Source organism: Amycolatopsis aidingensis (assembly GCF_018885265.1).
GTDB lineage: Bacteria > Actinomycetota > Actinomycetes > Mycobacteriales > Pseudonocardiaceae > Amycolatopsis > Amycolatopsis aidingensis.
On record NZ_CP076538.1, the window covers coordinates 2,322,688 to 2,337,710 of the forward strand.

Annotated in this window: 15 protein-coding genes; 5 read left to right on the forward strand and 10 right to left on the reverse strand. The window is 70.8% G+C overall.

The features are described from left to right. Positions 1–151: 151 nt before the first annotated feature. The 4 genes from KOI47_RS11065 to KOI47_RS11080 all read right to left on the reverse strand — a co-directional run bounded on the left by KOI47_RS11065 (position 152) and on the right by KOI47_RS11080 (position 3,627). Positions 152–1,657 carry a 1,4-alpha-glucan branching protein domain-containing protein gene (locus KOI47_RS11065; RefSeq protein WP_216215890.1) on the reverse strand — a complete coding sequence of 502 codons (1,506 nt, stop codon included), beginning with the start codon at positions 1,655–1,657 and terminating at the stop codon, positions 152–154. Further along, complete coding sequence (locus KOI47_RS11070) at positions 1,654–2,436, reverse strand: class I SAM-dependent methyltransferase (protein WP_216215891.1); 783 nt, start codon at positions 2,434–2,436, stop codon at positions 1,654–1,656. The genes KOI47_RS11065 and KOI47_RS11070 overlap by 4 nt, the downstream gene beginning before the upstream one ends. A gap of 62 nt (positions 2,437–2,498) precedes the next feature. After that, a complete protein-coding gene (locus KOI47_RS11075; protein ID WP_216215892.1) occupies positions 2,499–2,702 on the reverse strand; it encodes a hypothetical protein in 204 nt (67 codons plus the stop codon). Between the two features lie 76 nt (positions 2,703–2,778). Beyond that, positions 2,779–3,627, reverse strand: a complete 849-nt coding sequence (locus KOI47_RS11080) for a DegV family protein (RefSeq protein ID WP_216217235.1) — start codon at positions 3,625–3,627, stop codon at positions 2,779–2,781. A gap of 245 nt (positions 3,628–3,872) precedes the next feature. On the opposite strand from KOI47_RS11080, the gene KOI47_RS11085 reads away from it, so the two are divergent. The 4 genes from KOI47_RS11085 (at position 3,873) to KOI47_RS11100 (ending at position 7,469) form a co-directional block, all read left to right on the forward strand. Continuing rightward, positions 3,873–4,658, forward strand: coding sequence for an electron transfer flavoprotein subunit beta/FixA family protein (locus KOI47_RS11085; protein WP_216215893.1), 786 nt, complete (start codon positions 3,873–3,875; stop codon positions 4,656–4,658). Positions 4,659–4,696: 38 nt separating this feature from the next. Continuing rightward, positions 4,697–5,656, forward strand: a complete 960-nt coding sequence (locus tag KOI47_RS11090; RefSeq protein ID WP_216215894.1) for an electron transfer flavoprotein subunit alpha/FixB family protein — start codon at positions 4,697–4,699, stop codon at positions 5,654–5,656. A 158-nt stretch (positions 5,657–5,814) separates the two neighbouring features. Further along, the gene (locus KOI47_RS11095) at positions 5,815–6,597 is read left to right on the forward strand and encodes a GNAT family N-acetyltransferase (RefSeq protein ID WP_216215895.1); all 783 of its coding nucleotides are present in this window, start codon (positions 5,815–5,817) and stop codon (positions 6,595–6,597) included. Positions 6,598–6,611: 14 nt separating this feature from the next. After that, positions 6,612–7,469 carry a lysophospholipid acyltransferase family protein gene (locus tag KOI47_RS11100; RefSeq protein ID WP_216215896.1) on the forward strand — a complete coding sequence of 286 codons (858 nt, stop codon included), beginning with the start codon at positions 6,612–6,614 and terminating at the stop codon, positions 7,467–7,469. A gap of 60 nt (positions 7,470–7,529) precedes the next feature. Here the strand turns inward: KOI47_RS11100 and KOI47_RS11105 are convergent, their stop codons facing one another. Then, positions 7,530–9,602: a M6 family metalloprotease domain-containing protein gene (locus KOI47_RS11105; protein WP_232376680.1), complete on the reverse strand. Its 2,073-nt coding sequence runs from the start codon at positions 9,600–9,602 to the stop codon at positions 7,530–7,532. Positions 9,603–9,731: 129 nt separating this feature from the next. Between KOI47_RS11105 and KOI47_RS11110 the strand changes: the two genes are divergently transcribed. After that, a complete protein-coding gene (locus tag KOI47_RS11110) occupies positions 9,732–10,094 on the forward strand; it encodes an iron chaperone (protein WP_216215897.1) in 363 nt (120 codons plus the stop codon). A gap of 8 nt (positions 10,095–10,102) precedes the next feature. Here KOI47_RS11110 and KOI47_RS11115 read toward each other — a convergent pair whose 3' ends face one another. The 5 genes from KOI47_RS11115 to KOI47_RS11135 form a co-directional block, all read right to left on the reverse strand. Then, positions 10,103–11,227, reverse strand: a complete 1,125-nt coding sequence (locus KOI47_RS11115; RefSeq protein ID WP_216215898.1) for an acyl-CoA dehydrogenase family protein — start codon at positions 11,225–11,227, stop codon at positions 10,103–10,105. A gap of 183 nt (positions 11,228–11,410) precedes the next feature. Further along, on the reverse strand, positions 11,411–11,824 hold the full coding sequence (locus tag KOI47_RS11120; RefSeq protein WP_216215899.1) for a RidA family protein: 414 nt from the start codon (positions 11,822–11,824) through the stop codon (positions 11,411–11,413). After that, positions 11,809–12,636: an enoyl-CoA hydratase family protein gene (locus KOI47_RS11125; protein ID WP_216215900.1), complete on the reverse strand. Its 828-nt coding sequence runs from the start codon at positions 12,634–12,636 to the stop codon at positions 11,809–11,811. The genes KOI47_RS11120 and KOI47_RS11125 overlap by 16 nt, the downstream gene beginning before the upstream one ends. Then, on the reverse strand, positions 12,633–13,325 hold the full coding sequence (locus tag KOI47_RS11130; RefSeq protein WP_216215901.1) for an SDR family NAD(P)-dependent oxidoreductase: 693 nt from the start codon (positions 13,323–13,325) through the stop codon (positions 12,633–12,635). The genes KOI47_RS11125 and KOI47_RS11130 overlap by 4 nt, the downstream gene beginning before the upstream one ends. Then, positions 13,322–14,857: a benzoate-CoA ligase family protein gene (locus KOI47_RS11135; protein WP_216215902.1), complete on the reverse strand. Its 1,536-nt coding sequence runs from the start codon at positions 14,855–14,857 to the stop codon at positions 13,322–13,324. Before KOI47_RS11135 ends, KOI47_RS11130 begins: the two co-directional genes overlap by 4 nt. Positions 14,858–15,023 lie beyond the last annotated feature (166 nt).

Consider the following 15,023-nt stretch of genomic DNA (forward strand, 5'->3'; position numbering starts at 1 on the left):
CCGCGGGTGGCCACGACCGGTCGTGGCCACCCGCGAGTGGGCGGTGTCCGAACGGCCAACGCGCGGACGTGGGCGGCCAACGCGTGCGCGTGGGCGGCCAACACGCGGATGTGGGGAGCAAACACGCCGTGGCGGGGGCGCCGCGTGGTGCTCAACCCAGGTCGCGGGCGTCCAGGCGGCCGAACGGGCCGTCCTCGGTGCGCAGGGCCGCCGCCCTGCGCACCGCCTGGTCCGCCTGGCCTGCGCGCAGCAGTCCGGCCAGTTCGTCGAAGCGTTCGGTGTGCACCCTGGCCCGCCTGCGGGCGTAGTCGGCGGCGGAGTCCTTGGTGACCATGAACGCCCAGTCGCTGGAAAGGGCCAGCAGGGCCTCGGTGACCAGCTGGTCGCGTGCGGGGTCCCGGGCGGCGCGGTGCATCCCTTCCAGCGCGGGGAACAGGCGTTCCTGCAGCCCGGCGTTGGCCCGGACCATATCGGCGACCTGCTCGCCGTCCCAGACCCGCCAGTCCTTGCCTGATCCCCAGGACGAGGCGGGCAAGTCCACCGGGCCGCCGAGGTGACCGGCCGCCAGCGCGCCGCGCAGGGTGGTCACCCGGACCCCGGCCTCCGGCAGCGCGCGCAGCACGGCCTCCAGCCAGGCGGGGCCCTCGTGCCACCAGTGCCCGAACAGCTCGGTGTCGTAAGCTGCCACGACCAGTGCCTGCCTGCCGTGCCGCGCACGCAGCTCGCGCAGCCGGGTCACCACGGTGTCCACGAAGTCCTTGACGTGCAGGCGCAGGGTGTCCGCGGCCAGCGCCGGTTCGTAGGGTGCCTTCTGCTCGGGCGGCACCTGCTTGCCGGTGACCCTGGACGGCTTCAGCCCGACCTCGTGCGCCCAGGTGTGGAAGTCCCGGTAGGAGGAATGCCCTGGGTAGCCGGCCTTCGGTGACCAGACCCGGTAGGTGACCTCCAGGTCCCGCCCGAAGCACACCACCTCCGAGGAGCCGACGGTGCGCGCGGCCGAGGTGTCCCCGCGCAGCGAGGGTCCGTCCACAAGGAAGTGTCCCACCCCAGCCGCGGCGTAGCCGTCCTCCATGCCGGGGGCGTACCCGCACTCCGGCGCCCAGATCCCTTGTGGACGGTGGCCGACACGCAGCCCGGTGTCGGCCAGCCCGCCGCGCAGGGCGAAGGAACGCAGGCGCTCGTCCAGCAACGGCTGGAAGGGGTGGGCGAGCGGCCCGCCGAGCAGCTCGGCCACCTCGGAGTCCACAAGGGATCGAAGGATCGGGGAGAAGCCGTGTCGCCAGTGCGTTTCGAAGTCGTCCAGTGCGCCGGAGGCGGCGCGATACTCCCCGGCCGCCAGCGCGCTGAGCGGCCCGTTGCCCTGCCAGAGGGTGGCGGCATGCTCGGCGCGCAGCTGCCAGGTGCCCAGCCACTCGTGGAAGGCGCGCAGGCAGTACGGGTCGTCCAGCTGTGCGGCCAGCACCGGGGTGACCCCGAGGGTGAGCACATCCCGCTTGCCCTCCTCGGCGAAGCGGCGCAGCAGGTCCACCACCGGCAGGTAGGAGTGCGCCCATGCCTGGTAGAGCCATTCCTCGCCGACCGGCCAGGATCCATGGTGCGCCAGCCACGGCAGGTGGCTGTGCAGCACCAGGCAGAAGGTTCCCTCGGAGTCGCTCACCGGGCCACCGCCACCGCGACCAGGTCCAGGCTGGCGTCCAGGTCCTCGCCGTGGATCGCGAAGTCCGCGGCACCGATCGCGCTGACGTCCGCCAGCAGGCCCGCGGGCCATTCGGCCTGGCCGGGGAGGGAACCCATCACCACCCGCAACTGCGCGTCGATGATGCCGTCGTACCGCCGGTCCAGCTCGCGCAGCGCCGGGCCATGGTGCAGCCCGTGCAGCAGCTCGACGTCGAATCCGGAAGTCCTCAGTAGACTATCCAGTTCGGACGGTGAGAGCTCCCTGGTGTGGTAGGGATTGAGCGGGGTGTCCGAGTCCGGGGTGAAGGTCAGCCGGTTCGGCGTGGTGACCAGCAGCCGCCCGCCCGGCCGGAGCACCCGCAGGCATTCGGCGAGGAACCCTTCCTGGTCCCACAGGTGCTCGATCACCTGGAAGTTGGCCACCACGTCCATGCTGCCGGTGCCGACCGGAAGGAACGCCAGGTTGGCCCGCACCGGAGACACCCGCGGGTAGTGCTCGGCCACATGCGCCATCGCCTGCTCGTCGTAGTCCACGGCGAGCACCCCGGCAGCCTCCCGCGAGATCAGCCCCGCGCCGTAGCCCTCGCCGCAGCCCGCCTCCAGCACGGTGGCGTTCACGCAGTACGGCAGCAGGGCGTGGTAGGCCGCTTCGTGGCGGCGGTACCAGTAATTTTCCTCGGGTACGCCGGGGACGGTCCGCTCACCGGTCAGGTGCAGGGTCGCGGCCCGCGCCGCCGCCTCGGTGGATGGGGTGCTCACACGTCAGGACCCTAACTGGCCGGTAGCCACCGGCACATCCGGCAGGTGTCCTGCCGGTGCGCTCAGCGTGGTGGGGGAGTGCTGCCGCCGTCCCTGTTGCCGTTGCCGCCGCTGCCCTTGTCCCGCAGCTTGTTCAGCATCTCCTTGGCCTGTGCCCGGCGGCGTGGATCGCCTGCGAACTCTTTGGCCTGGTTGATGACCTTGCGGCCCTGTGGACTCCGCGCGTAGGCGGCGAGCTTGACCGCCTTGCTGAACAGTGATGCCATCTCGGGACCTCCGGTACTCGACGTCGATACCGCAATCATCCAAACGTGCGGGCTCCGCCGCCAGTTCCGTCCGGTTTTACAGCACGGGAGCCACGGTGATGCCCAGCGCCCCCGGGCCGACATGCGCCCCGATCACCGTGCTGGCCTGGACCAGGGTGATCTCCCGCAGGTCCCGGACCTGCTCGCGGAGTTGCCGCACCACGGTCATCTCCCTGGCCGAGGGTGCGGCGCAGGCGATCGCCATGTCCACCGGACGAGGCCCGGCCCGTTCCACCGCGATCTCGGTCAGCTTGGCGAGCGCCCGCTTCGCCCCTGGCACCCTTGTCACCGGTGCCACCTCGCCCCGGTGCACGGTGAGCAGCGGCTTCAGCGAGAGCGCGGTGCCCAGCAGCGCGGAGGCCGCGCCGATCCGCCCGCCCCTGCGCAGGTACTCCAGGGTGTCCACGTAGATCAGTTCGGTGCTGGCCGCGCAGCGCCACTCGGTCACCTCGATGACCCGGCGGGTGTGCGCCCCGGCCGCAGCCGCGCGCGCCGCGGAGAGCACCGCGAACCCGAGGCTCATCCCGGTGGTGGCGCTGTCCACCACGTGCACGGGTATCTGGACCTGCTGGGCCGCGGCTCGCGCGGCCTCCACCGTCTGGGACATCCGGCCGGAGATGTGCACACTGACGATGGCGTCCGCACCCTGGCTGGCTGCTTGCTGGTAGGTCCAGAAGAACGCACCCTGATCGGGTGGTGCCGTGGAAACCGGCTCGCCCGCACGCAACGACTCGATCAGTTCGGCGCGATCGAACCGGTTCTCGTCGTCGATGCGGTCACCCACGCGGATCTGGACCTGCACGACCGTGACCCCCCACTGGGCAGCGAGCTGCTCGGGGATGCAGGCGGTCGAATCGGTGATCACTGCTACGGGCACGTTCGGCAGGTTAACCCGTTTACACCCACTTGAAGTAGTCCGGTACGTCCGAACGGGTGTGATGGCGCACCGGAAGTAGTGACCTCCCCGACGTTACCCTCCGGTGGCCGTAGAATAACGGGACCATCGTCTCAATAAGTCGCGATTCCAGGTGAATGCGGTCACCTCGGCGCGCCAACCGGCCCGGTTGCGCATAATCTACCGGCCAGTAATACCTAGCAGCGCTCCATCCAGCGGGAGGTCGAACAAGCCCCATGACCAACATCGTCGTCCTGGTCAAGCAGGTGCCGGACACCTATTCGGAGCGCAAGCTCACGGCTGGTGACCACACCCTGGACCGTGAATCCGCCGACGCCGTGCTCGACGAGATCAACGAGAAGGCCGTCGAGGAAGCCCTGAAGATCAAGGAAGCGGGCGAGGGCGAGGTCACCGTCGTCTCGGTGGGCCCGGACCGCGCGACCGATGCCATCCGCAAGGCCCTCTCGATGGGCGCGGACAAGGCCATCCATGTCTCCGACGAGTCGCTGCACGGTTCGGACGTGCTGGCCACCGCCAAGGTCATCGCCGCGGCCATTGGCCGGGTCGAGGGCTATGACCTGATCATCGCCGGCAACGAGGCCTCGGACGGCCGCGGCGGCGCGGTGCCTGCGGTGCTGGCCGAGCTGCTGGGCATCCCGCAGCTGACCCACGTCCGGACGCTGAACGTGGAGGGCTCTACCGTCAAGGCCGACCGGGAAACGGAGGAGGGCATCACCCACCTCGAGGCCGCCCTGCCCGCACTGGTGAGCGTCGGCGAGAAGATCAACGAGCCGCGCTACCCCTCCTTCAAGGGCATCATGGCCGCCAAGAAGAAGCCGGTGGAGACCCTGACCGTGGCCGACCTCGGTGTGGACGCCGGTGCCGTCGGCCTCGGCAACGCCTGGTCCGCCGTGGTCGAGTCGGCCCCCAAGCCCCCGCGGCAGGCGGGCCAGCGGGTCGACGACGAGGGCGACGGCGGCACCAAGGTCGCCGAGTACCTGGTCAGCCAGAAGATCATCTGAGAGAGCGCCGCGCGGGATTTAAGGAGACGAAGAAACGTATGGCTGAGGTACTGGTCCTCGTCGACCATGTCGACGGTGAGGTCAAGAAGGTCACCTACGAACTGCTGACCGCGGCGCGCGCGCTCGGCGAGCCCGCCGCCGTCGTGGTGGGCGCCCCCGGCACGGCCGGCAAGGTCAAGGAGTCCCTGGGCTCCTACGGGGCCGCCAAGGTTTACGTGGCCGAGTCCGAGGACGCCACGGGCTACCTGGTCACCCCGAAGGTGGACGCGCTGGCCGCCGCGGCGGCCAAGGGGTCCCCGGCCGCCGTGCTGGTGCCCGCCAGCGCGGAGGGCAAGGAGGTCTCCGCGCGGCTGGCCGCCCGGCTCGAGGCGGGGCTGCTGGTGGACGTGGTCGGCGTGAACGCCGACGGCACCGTCGACCAGTCCATCTTCGGCGGCGCGTACTCGGTGAAGTCCAGGTCCGCCAAGGGCGCGCCGGTGATCTCGGTGCGCCCCGGTAGCGTGGACGCCGAGCAGGCCGATGGCGCGGCCGCCGAGGAGCCGCTGGAGCTGCCCGCGGTGGACCCGGCCAAGTCTGCCAAGATCACCGGGGTGGAGCCGGTGGTCGGCGGGGACCGGCCGGAGCTGACCGAGGCGACGATCGTCGTCTCCGGCGGCCGTGGCGTCGGTTCGGCCGAGCAGTTCGACGTGGTGGAGAAGCTGGCCGACTCGCTCGGCGCGGCCGTCGGCGCCTCCCGCGCTGCGGTGGACTCCGGGTACTACCCCGCGCAGTTCCAGGTGGGGCAGACGGGTAAGACGGTCTCCCCGCAGCTCTACGTGGCGCTCGGGATCTCCGGTGCCATCCAGCACCGCGCCGGGATGCAGACCTCGAAGACGATCGTCGCGGTGAACAAGGACCCGGAGGCGCCGATCTTCGAGGTCGCCGACTTCGGCGTGGTCGGCGACCTGTTCAAGGTGGCTCCCCAGCTCACCGAGGAAGTCACCAAGCGTAAGGGCTGACCCCTTCGCCAACTGCTGTGCGTGGCCCGTTCCCTGCGAAATTTGCAGGGAACGGGCCACGCACAGCAGGAGGGCAAACCGGGTGTTAACGGACTGTGCATTGAGCGGTCATGGGATCGCACTCTTCGCGGTCCATTGGTGCCGGGTACACCTAGGGCATGACGCGGTCCGAGGTGCTCGTCAGCACTGATCAGACGGGTATGCAACCAGCGGCGGGCGCGCCCCGGTACTCCCTGCTCGTCGCACATGACAACGCCGAGGTCATCGCCGCACAGCGGCTGCGCTACCAGGTTTTCGCCGAGGAGATGGGGGCGAGCCTGCACTCGCCGGAGCCCGGCCTTGACGTGGACGAGTTCGACGAGTTCTGCGACCACCTGGTCGTGCGGGACGACGACAGCGGCGAGATCGTCGGAACCTACCGGATGTTGCCGCCGGACCGGGCTGCCAAGGCGGGGCGGCTCTACGCCGATACCGAGTTCGACCTGACCGCGCTGGCCCGGCTGCGCGGCTCCCTGGTGGAGACCGGCCGGTCCTGCGTACATGCCGCGCACCGCAGCGGCGCGGCGGTGAGCCTGGTGTGGGCGGGTATCGCCCGGTACATGCTGCTGTCCGGGCACCGGTATCTCGCAGGCTGCGCCTCGGTGCCGCTCGCCGACGGCGGTGGGCTCGCGGCCGGGGTCTGGGACACCGTGCTGCGCAGGCACTACGGCGCGGAGGAGGAGCGGGTCACCCCGCTCAACCTCTGGTCGGCCGATGGCATCGAGCGCCCGCGGCGGACCGTGCTGCCGCCGCTGCTCAAGGGCTACCTGCGGCTGGGCGCCGTGGTCTGCGGCCCGCCCGCGCACGACCCGGACTTCCGCGTGGCCGACTTCTTCCTGCTGCTCGACCTGCACCGGGTCGACTCCCGCTACCTCAAGTACTTTCTCGGGGCGCAGGTGTGAGTACGCACGCCTGGATGCCGGTCTCCCCGTGCGGCCCCGGCTGTCTCACCTCGGGTGCCCCGGTGGTCGCCTTTCCGCGCCGGGTGTTGCGGTTGCTGGCCGCGACCGGGGTGGTGCTGGGGGCGCTACCGGTGGCGCCCGCACTGTTCCTGCTCGGTCCCTCGGCCCGGCAACGGCTGGTGCGCGCGATTTTCCGCGGGGTACTGCGCGCCTTCGGGGTCCGGCTGGTGGTGCACGGCGGCGCGAGCCTGCGGGATCTGCCGGACGGCCGTGGCGCGCTGGTGGTCAACAACCACATCTCCTGGCTGGACATCATCGCGATCAACGCGGTGCGCCCGATGCGCGCGCTGGCGAAGCGGGAGATCGCGAGCTGGCCGGTGCTCGGCCGGCTGGTTTCCCGCGCGGGCAGCATCTTCCTGGACCGGGAACGGTTGCGCACCCTGCCGGGCACGATGACCGAGCTGGCGCGGGCGCTGCGATCGGGGTCGCTGGTGAGCGTGACCCCGGAGGGCACCACCTGGTGCGGGCGTGGCTCCGGCCGGTTCACCACCGCCACCTTCCAGGCCGCCATCGACGGTGGGGTGCCGGTGCGCCCGCTGGCGCTGCGTTACCGGCTCGCCGACGGCAGGGAAACCACGCAGCCGTCCTTCATCGGGCCGGAGTCCCTGATCGCCTCGCTGCGCCGGGTGGCCCGGCTGCGCGGGCTGGTGCTGGAGATGTTCGTCTGCCCGGAGATCGCGCCGGGCCGGGCGGCCGACCGTGCGGAACTGGCCGAGCTGGCCGAATCCGCGGTGCACGCCGCCCTCGGCACCGCCCGCATCCCCACCCAGCACCGCCGCCGCTCGACTGCTGTCAAGAAGGTGGCTGCCTGAGGTGATGCGCGGGCGCGCGTCCGGCCGCAGGCTTCGGCGACCGCGCGCCTTGAACACGGGTTAGCGCCAGGGGAAGGTGTCCAGGATGGACAGGCGGCAGGTGGAGCGGGCCACCACGCTGTTGTCGCTCTCCGAGCGGGCCTCCAGCTGGACGGTGGCCCACGGGGAACCGGCCGGATCGCGGACCGCGTGCACCGGAACGCTGACCGTGGAGCCCGCCTCGGCGTCCACCACCTCGCTGGGCAGGGTGGCGCTCCAGCCGCGCCCGGAAACCGATGCGGACAGCCGGTAGACGTCCGAGGACACGTACCGGCTGACGTCCTCGGGATGCTCGCCGCCGACCGGCTTCACCGTGCCGGTGTTGCGCAGCGGGAACTGGCAGGTGGCCACCCGCGTGGGCACCTTGCCGACCGGCCGCCCCGCGCGCAGGGCGACATCGCGGGTGTGCGGCCCGGCCCCGTCCAGCGAGCGCACCGCCAGCCGGTAGCTGAGTACCCCGGTGTCATCGCGCCGCACGTCCAGCACGTAGAAGTGCAGCCGGTTGGCCTCGTCCACGTACTCGAACTCGCTGCCGGAACGGGTGCCCGCGTGGAAAAGGGCGTCGGAAAGCTGCCGGTAGTCGCCGATGGAAAGGTACTGCTTGGTCCCGTCCGGCCGGACGAAGTCCACCGTGCGGATGTCCTGCGGGTTGGCGTCCACGGTCCACACGAACGGCGCCCGGTCCCGGTCCTTGGTCTTGGCCAGCATCACCCCGGCGTCCGGTACGAAGGAGTCGTAGCCCATCCGGTCGATGACCTCGAGCGTGTAGTTGTCGAAGTTCCCGCCATCGCAGAACGGATCCCTGCCGGGGTCGCAGGCGGGGCCGCGGTCGGTTTCCAGCGCCACGTTCACCCCGACCAGGCCGTCCCGCCCGTCCAGGCCCATCGGGGCCGAGCGGGCGGTCACCGTCATCACCGCGACACCCGAGGACTTCAGCGCCTCCCGGGACAGCCGCAGCACATGCTCCTCGCCGACCGCGTCCAGCCGCAGCTTGTCCCGCAGGGTCTGGTGCACGCCGACCGAGCCGCCCTGGGTGGCGGGCACGTGGTAACGGGTGTGCGGGCCACCGGGCCCGTTGAACGAGCCGCGGCTCATCATGCTCCACGGCCCGGTGTAGCTGCGCCGGGGCGGATCACCGAAGGGGTTGTTGTAGTTGTCCCCGATGCTCAGCACGTGGCTGAGCTCGTGCGAGAAGGTGCCCAGCCCCGAGCTCTCCGCCTGGGTGGTGCTCTGCCCGCGGGCGTTCGGCCAGTGGTTGGCGGCGGCCGCCCAGGACGTCCACGGCACGTACCGGGTGGTGGAGCACTTGGGCAGGGACGGGTCCGGCGGCCCGAACTCCGCCGGGATCGACTCGCAGTCGGCGAAGCGCATCTCGCCGAACTCCTGCCAGGTCGAGGACTCGTCATTGCCCGCGGTCAGCACGAACACCACGTCGTAGTTCTCGGCGATGTCCTCGCCGTGCTCGGCCTTCCACGGCGCGAACACGTCGGCGCGCAGGTCACGCTCGCAGTCGTCACCGGAGGGGCAGTTCTCCTCCTGGTTCCACTCGTTCAGGCCGTACTCGTGCTTCTTGCCGGGCAGCCGGTAGGCGCCGAAGGCGTCCAGCGTGACGCCGTAACGCCCGTTCGAGGTCTCCATCCAGTAGCCGTGCATGGTCAGCCGGTGGTTCAGCGGCTGTGGTGTGTTCAGGAAGTCGCGGTAGAACGCGGCGACCTCCTCCCGCGGCACGCCGACGTTCATCCGCGGGTTGCCGAAGATGTCGCTGCCGGCCTGCCTCGTGACGGCGAAGTCCACGTCCTGGTAGTCGGCCAGCACCAGCGCGGCACGGAAGGTGCGTTCGGTGGCCTGCCGGTCCGGGTCCGACCAGTCGACACCCGGCACCGGACGCAGGTCCTGCCAGGTCATATCGTCGGGATTCTCCCAACGCTGCGGATCGATCGGGGCGGTGACCTGCTCGGGGGAGGGCCAGTGGCGGCCCGGCTGCGCGACTGCCGGTTGCGCCACCTGCAGCCCCAGCGCGGCGACCATGGCCGCGGCGACGGTGAGGACGGAAAGGGACGCGCGTCTGCTGCGACGCGTTATGCGGAACGGCACTGCGGATCACACCCTTGGGGACGGGGAGAAAAGCGGGGATCACCCGCGGTGCAGCGTATTGCGCCCGGAAGATGTTGATCAACGGCCGAAAGTCGGGAACCGTCGGTAGGAAATGCTTGAATACCGGGTATGCACAGTGCCGCGGACGATGTCGACGAGTACCTGGCCCGAGTTCCCGAGGAGCGCAGGGAAGCGCTGGCCAGACTGCGTTCCCTCTGCCGCGAGGAGTTGCCGGGGTTCACCGAGCGGATGGCCTACGGCATGCCCTCCTACCAGCGCGATGGCACGACCGACGTGGGTTTCGCCAGCCAGAAGCAGTACATCTCGATCTACCTGTTACGCACCGACGTCCTGGCGGCGCACGCCGACCGGCTCGCGGGCGCGGACCGCGGCAAGGGCTGTCTGCGCTACCGCAGGCCGGATGCGATCGACTTCGAGCTGCTCCGGTCGATGCTCAGGGCGACCGCGGCCACCCGCGGCGAGGTCTGCTGACCGCGGGGTCAGTCCCGGAACAGGCCGCGCGCGATGATCTCCCGCTGGATCTCCGACGCGCCCTCGTAGATCCGCGGTGCCCGCACCTCCCGGTACAGATGCTCCAGCAGATGCCCCTGCTCCAGCGCCCGCGCCCCGTGCACCTGGATCGCGACATCCACCGCCTGCTGTGCCGCCTCGGTGGCGAACACCTTCGCCATGGCGGCGGCGGATGCCACGTCCTCGGCGCCCGAGTCGTAGGCCTCGGCAGCCGAATGCACCAGCAGCCGGGCCGCCTTCAGCCGGGTGGCCACATCGGCGAGCTGGTGCGAGACGGCCTGGAACTCGCGCAGGGCCTTGCCGAAGGCCTCCCTGGTACGGGCGTGCGCCACGGCCGCGTCCAGCGCGGCCTGCCCCATGCCTACGGCGAAGGCGCCCACGCTCGGCCGGAACAGGTTCAGCGTCTTGCGCGCGACCCGCATCCCGTCGTCAACCTGGCCCAGCACGTGCTCGGCAGGCACGAACACGTCCTCGAAGGTCAGCCTGCCGATCGGATGCGGTGCCAGCATGGCCAGCCGCTCACCGGTGAGCCCTTTCGCGGAGCCGGGAACGGCGAAGGCGGTGATCCCCTTGGTGCCCGCCCCGGGGTTGGTGCGGGCGAACACCGAGTACACATCGGCGTCCGGGGCGTTGGAGATGTAGACCTTCTCACCGGTGAGCCGGAAACCATCCCCGTCCCTGGTGGCGGCCAGCGCGAGGGAACCGAGGTCGGAACCCGCCTCCGGCTCGGTGATCGCGAACCCCGCGACGGCGCTGCCGTCGGCCACCTGCGGTAACCAGGCGTCCGCGAGCTTGGTGCTGCCAGCGGACAGGATCGGATAGCTGCCGAGACCCTGTAGCGCCAGTGCGGTCTCGGCCTCGGTGCAGTACCTGGCCAGTGCCTCCCTGAGCAGGCACAGATCCATCGCGGACACCGCGCCGTAGCCGTCGTCCCCCCGCCGGAACAGCCGGGAGAGCAGGCCGTGCTCGCCGAGTCCGGCGAGCAGGGGCCGGTTCACCGCACCCGGTTCGGCGGTCCCGGCCAGTGGCTGCAGCTTGCGCGCGACGCGTTCGGTGTCCTCGAGCAGCTCCCGGTGTTCGGCGGAAAGGTTCAAGGTGACACCCCTTTTCTCAGTGCTTGTCCGGAAACGCGCGACACGATCGGCTCGGCGGGGCTTGGACTCCGGGCATGACCGTCGCCTGCGCGGATAGCGCCCCGCCTCCCCGCTCGTGGGCTTCGCCGAGCGCGCGTTCTTCCACTCATCATCACAGGTCCGAGCCGTTCTCGGACACACTCCTTACGTGATGACCGCCGTTCCGACCAGCTCGAGCTTCGCGTCCGGATCGAACAACTCGGCCACCCCGAGCAGAGCGATGGCGGGATAATGGCGGCCAAAATGTTTGCGGTACAACGGGCCAAGTTCGCGCAGTGCGGCTCGGTAGGCCGGCACGTCGGTTACGTACACGAGTAACGAGACCAGGTGTTGCGGTCCGCCCCCCGCTGCACGTAGCGCAACCACTATATTACCGGCTGCTACGTCAAATTGCTCGGAAATTGTCGAACCCGATATCTGGCCGTTCTTGTCCTGTGCGGTCTGCCCACCAAGGAAGACCGTGCGGCCGGGTGCGGCGACCACCGCGTGCGCATAGCCCACCGGCGGGGCCAGTTCCGGCGCCGTGACCACCCGGTGCGGGGTCACTTCCCCGTCCATCGTGCCCCCCTTCCCTCGGACCACGCACGGTAGAACTCGCGATGGTCCTCTCCGGTCATCAACAACGCCTGGGTCATCGCCTCCAGTTCCACCGAGGCGCCGAGGTCCATGTCCAGCTCCCTGGTGAGCAGGACCTTGGTCGCCGAGTAGGCGCCTGCGGGACCGTCGGCGAGCCGCCTGGCCAGCGCTCGCACCGCGCCGGGCAGTTCCTCGTCCGCGAGCACGCTGGTGGCCAGCCCGATCCGCTCCGCCCGCTCGGCGTCCAGCTTGTCCCCGAGCATCAGCAGCTCGGTGGCCCTGCCGAGACCGACCAGCCGGGGCAGCAGGTAGGCCGAGCCCATATCGGCCCCGGCGAGACCGACCCTGGTGAACAGGAAGGCGAACGCGGCGGACCGGGCCAGCAACCGGAAATCGCTGGCCAGCGCGAGCACCGCGCCCGCCCCGGCGGCGATCCCGTGTACCGCGGCGATCACCGGCAGCGGCGTCTCCCGCAGCGCCTTCACCACCGCACCGGTCATCCGGGTGAACTCCAGCAGTTCGGCGCTCTTCATCCGTTGCAGCTCGCCGATGATCTCCTCGACGTCACCGCCCGAGCAGAACCCCCGTCCCTGCCCGGCCAGCACCAGCACCCGCACGTCATCGCGGTGCGGCAGCTCTGCGAGCAGGTCCCGCAGGTCGGCGTAGGTCTCGAAGGTCAGCGCGTTCAGCTTGTCCGGCCTGCGCAGCGTCACCGTGGCCACCCCGTCCTCGACGGCGAAGTCGAAATGCCGCCAGTCCCCGGTGAATCCCGCCGACGCCCGAAACGGGCTCATCTCTGTAGACCTCCTCCGTCGAGCACGATGGTCTGGCCGTTGATCGCGGCCGCCTGCGGTGCCGCCAGAAAGGTGACGGCGAAGGCGACCTCGTCCGGTTCCAGCAGCCTGCCCAGCGGGGCTGCCGCCGCCAGGGACGCCTCGGCTTCCTCGGCGCCCCGCCCGGTGGCCCCGGCGATCCTGGCGACCGAGCGCTCGGTCATCTCGGTGCGCACGAAGGCGGGGCAGACCGCGTTGGCCGTCACCCCGGTGCCGGCCACCTCCGCCGCGACCGCCCGCATCAGCCCGACTGCGGCGTGCTTGGCCGCGGTGTAGCCGGAGGTGTAGCGGTATCCGGTGTGGCTCGCGGTGGAGGCCACGGTCACGATCCGCCCGCTGTCCCGCTCCCGCATTCCCGGCAGCACGGCGCGGGTGCACAGGTACGCCCCGGTGGCATTCACCTCCAGCAGCCGCCGCCAGTCGGCGAGGGTGCTGCGGGCCAGCGGGGCGCTGGTGGCCACCCCGGCGTTGTTCACCAGCACGTCCACCCGGTCCAGCCCGGCGAAGAAGGCGGTCACCGCGGCCTCGTCGGTGACATCGCAGTCGGAGCTGCCGGGGGCGAGCACCTCGTCGCCCGCGTCGGCGAACCGCCTGGCCACCGCGGCGCCGATGCCCCGCGTCCCACCGGTGACCACCACGACCCGCCTCATGAAGGCTCCTGCTGCGCGCGCAGGGCGCGGCGGTCGAGTTTCCCGTTGGCGGTGCGGGGCAGCGCTTCGACGAAACGGAACTCGCGCGGGCACTTGTGCCCGGCCAGCCGTGCCCTGGCGAACTCGCGCAGCGCCTCGGCATCCGTGCTAGCCCCCACCCGCAGCACCACATGTGCCAGCGGTCGCACCAGCCCGCCCGTCGCGTGGCCGAGCACGGCACAGTCCAGCACGTCCGGATGGCCGAGCAGGCAGTGCTCGATCTCGCTCGGCGCCACGAAGACCCCGCCCACCTTCAACAGGTCGTCCGCCCTGCCGTGGTAGGTGAAGAAGCCCTCATCGTCGCGGCTGAACAGGTCGGCGGTGCGGACCGTGCCCGCGCCGAAGGTGCTCGCCGACTTCTCCGGCGCGTCCCAGTACTCGCTGGCCACGCTCGGTCCGCTCACCTCCAGCGTGCCGATCTCGCCGTGCGGCAGCTCGGCGCCGCTCTCGTCCAGCACCCTGGCGGTGTAGCCGGGCACCGGCCTGCCGACGCTGCCGTGCCGGATCTCGCCGGGGCGGTTGGAGAGGTAGATGTGGTAGGCCTCTGAGGAGCCGATCCCGTCCACCACCGGTACCTCGAAGGTGGCGTCCCACCTGCGGTGCAACGCCTCGGGCAGGGCTTCCCCAGCCGAGGTGGTCAGCCGCAGGGAGCTCAGATCGGCCCCGGCCGCGCCCTGGTGGGCGAGCATCGCGCTCATCATGGTCGGCACGTTCACCAGCACTGTCGGCCGGTGCCGCTCGATCAGCTCGAACAGCAGCTCCACCGTGCTGCGCTCGGGGAAGGCGATCCCGGTGCCGCCCACCCCGAACGGGAACAGCGCCACCAGGTCGCGGGCGTAGCCGAAGAACAGCTTCGGCACCGCCAGCACCCGGTCGCTCGCCCGCAGGTCCAGCACCCCGCGGGCGTAGTGCCGGAAACTGGCCAGCGGGTTGCCTGCCGGGTGCACACAGGCCTTCGGTGAGCCGGTGCTGCCGGTGGTGAACTTCCAGATCGCCACGTCCTCGGCCGCCATCGGCTCCGGCTCGAGCTCGCCGGGCGCCTGCTCCATCAGGGTCCACAGTGGACTTTCCTGCGGTCGCAGCTCCGCTTCCGGCACGCCTGCCACCAGCACCCGTGCCCGCGCGCCGCCGGCAAGGGCCTGCCGCACCGGTTCCAGGGTCACCGCGTCCACCACGACCACCGCCGCATCGGTGTAGCCGAGGTAGTAGGCATAGTCCTTGGCGGTGAGGAAGGTGTACACCTCGGCGGTCACCGCGCCGATCCGTTGCGCCCCGTACCAGGCGGCGACGAACTCGACCCCGTCGCTCAGCGCCAGCAGTACCCGCTGCCCCTTGCGCACCCCGAGCGAGCGCAGCAGGTGCCCCGCCCTGGCGGAGAGGGCGACGAGCTCGGCATAACTGACCGAGACCTCACCGCAGACCAGCGCGGTGTCCGCGCCCCTGCCCTCGGCGAGGTTGCGGTCGAGGAAGTACCCGGCGAGGTTGGACTCCATCTCTCAGTGCCTGTTTCTGAACGCGCGACACGATTGGCTCGGCCGGGCTCGGACTTCCGTCATGACCGTCACCTCCGCAGGTGGTGCGCCCGGCCTCGCCACTCGTGGGCTGTCGCCGCGCGCGTTCTTCCGCTCGCCTCGGGCAGCTACGTCCAGTTCAGAGCAG

Coding starts and splice junctions, on each gene's coding strand:
- KOI47_RS11075 (WP_216215892.1), bottom strand. CDS start 2,702: ATGGCATCACTGTTCAGCAAGGCGGTCAAGCTCGCCGCCTACGCGCGG.
- KOI47_RS11085 (WP_216215893.1), top strand. CDS start 3,873: ATGACCAACATCGTCGTCCTGGTCAAGCAGGTGCCGGACACCTATTCG.
- KOI47_RS11090 (WP_216215894.1), top strand. CDS start 4,697: ATGGCTGAGGTACTGGTCCTCGTCGACCATGTCGACGGTGAGGTCAAG.
- KOI47_RS11095 (WP_216215895.1), top strand. CDS start 5,815: ATGACGCGGTCCGAGGTGCTCGTCAGCACTGATCAGACGGGTATGCAA.
- KOI47_RS11100 (WP_216215896.1), top strand. CDS start 6,612: ATGCCGGTCTCCCCGTGCGGCCCCGGCTGTCTCACCTCGGGTGCCCCG.
- KOI47_RS11110 (WP_216215897.1), top strand. CDS start 9,732: ATGCACAGTGCCGCGGACGATGTCGACGAGTACCTGGCCCGAGTTCCC.
- KOI47_RS11120 (WP_216215899.1), bottom strand. CDS start 11,824: ATGGACGGGGAAGTGACCCCGCACCGGGTGGTCACGGCGCCGGAACTG.
- KOI47_RS11125 (WP_216215900.1), bottom strand. CDS start 12,636: ATGAGCCCGTTTCGGGCGTCGGCGGGATTCACCGGGGACTGGCGGCAT.
- KOI47_RS11130 (WP_216215901.1), bottom strand. CDS start 13,325: ATGAGGCGGGTCGTGGTGGTCACCGGTGGGACGCGGGGCATCGGCGCC.
- KOI47_RS11135 (WP_216215902.1), bottom strand. CDS start 14,857: ATGGAGTCCAACCTCGCCGGGTACTTCCTCGACCGCAACCTCGCCGAG.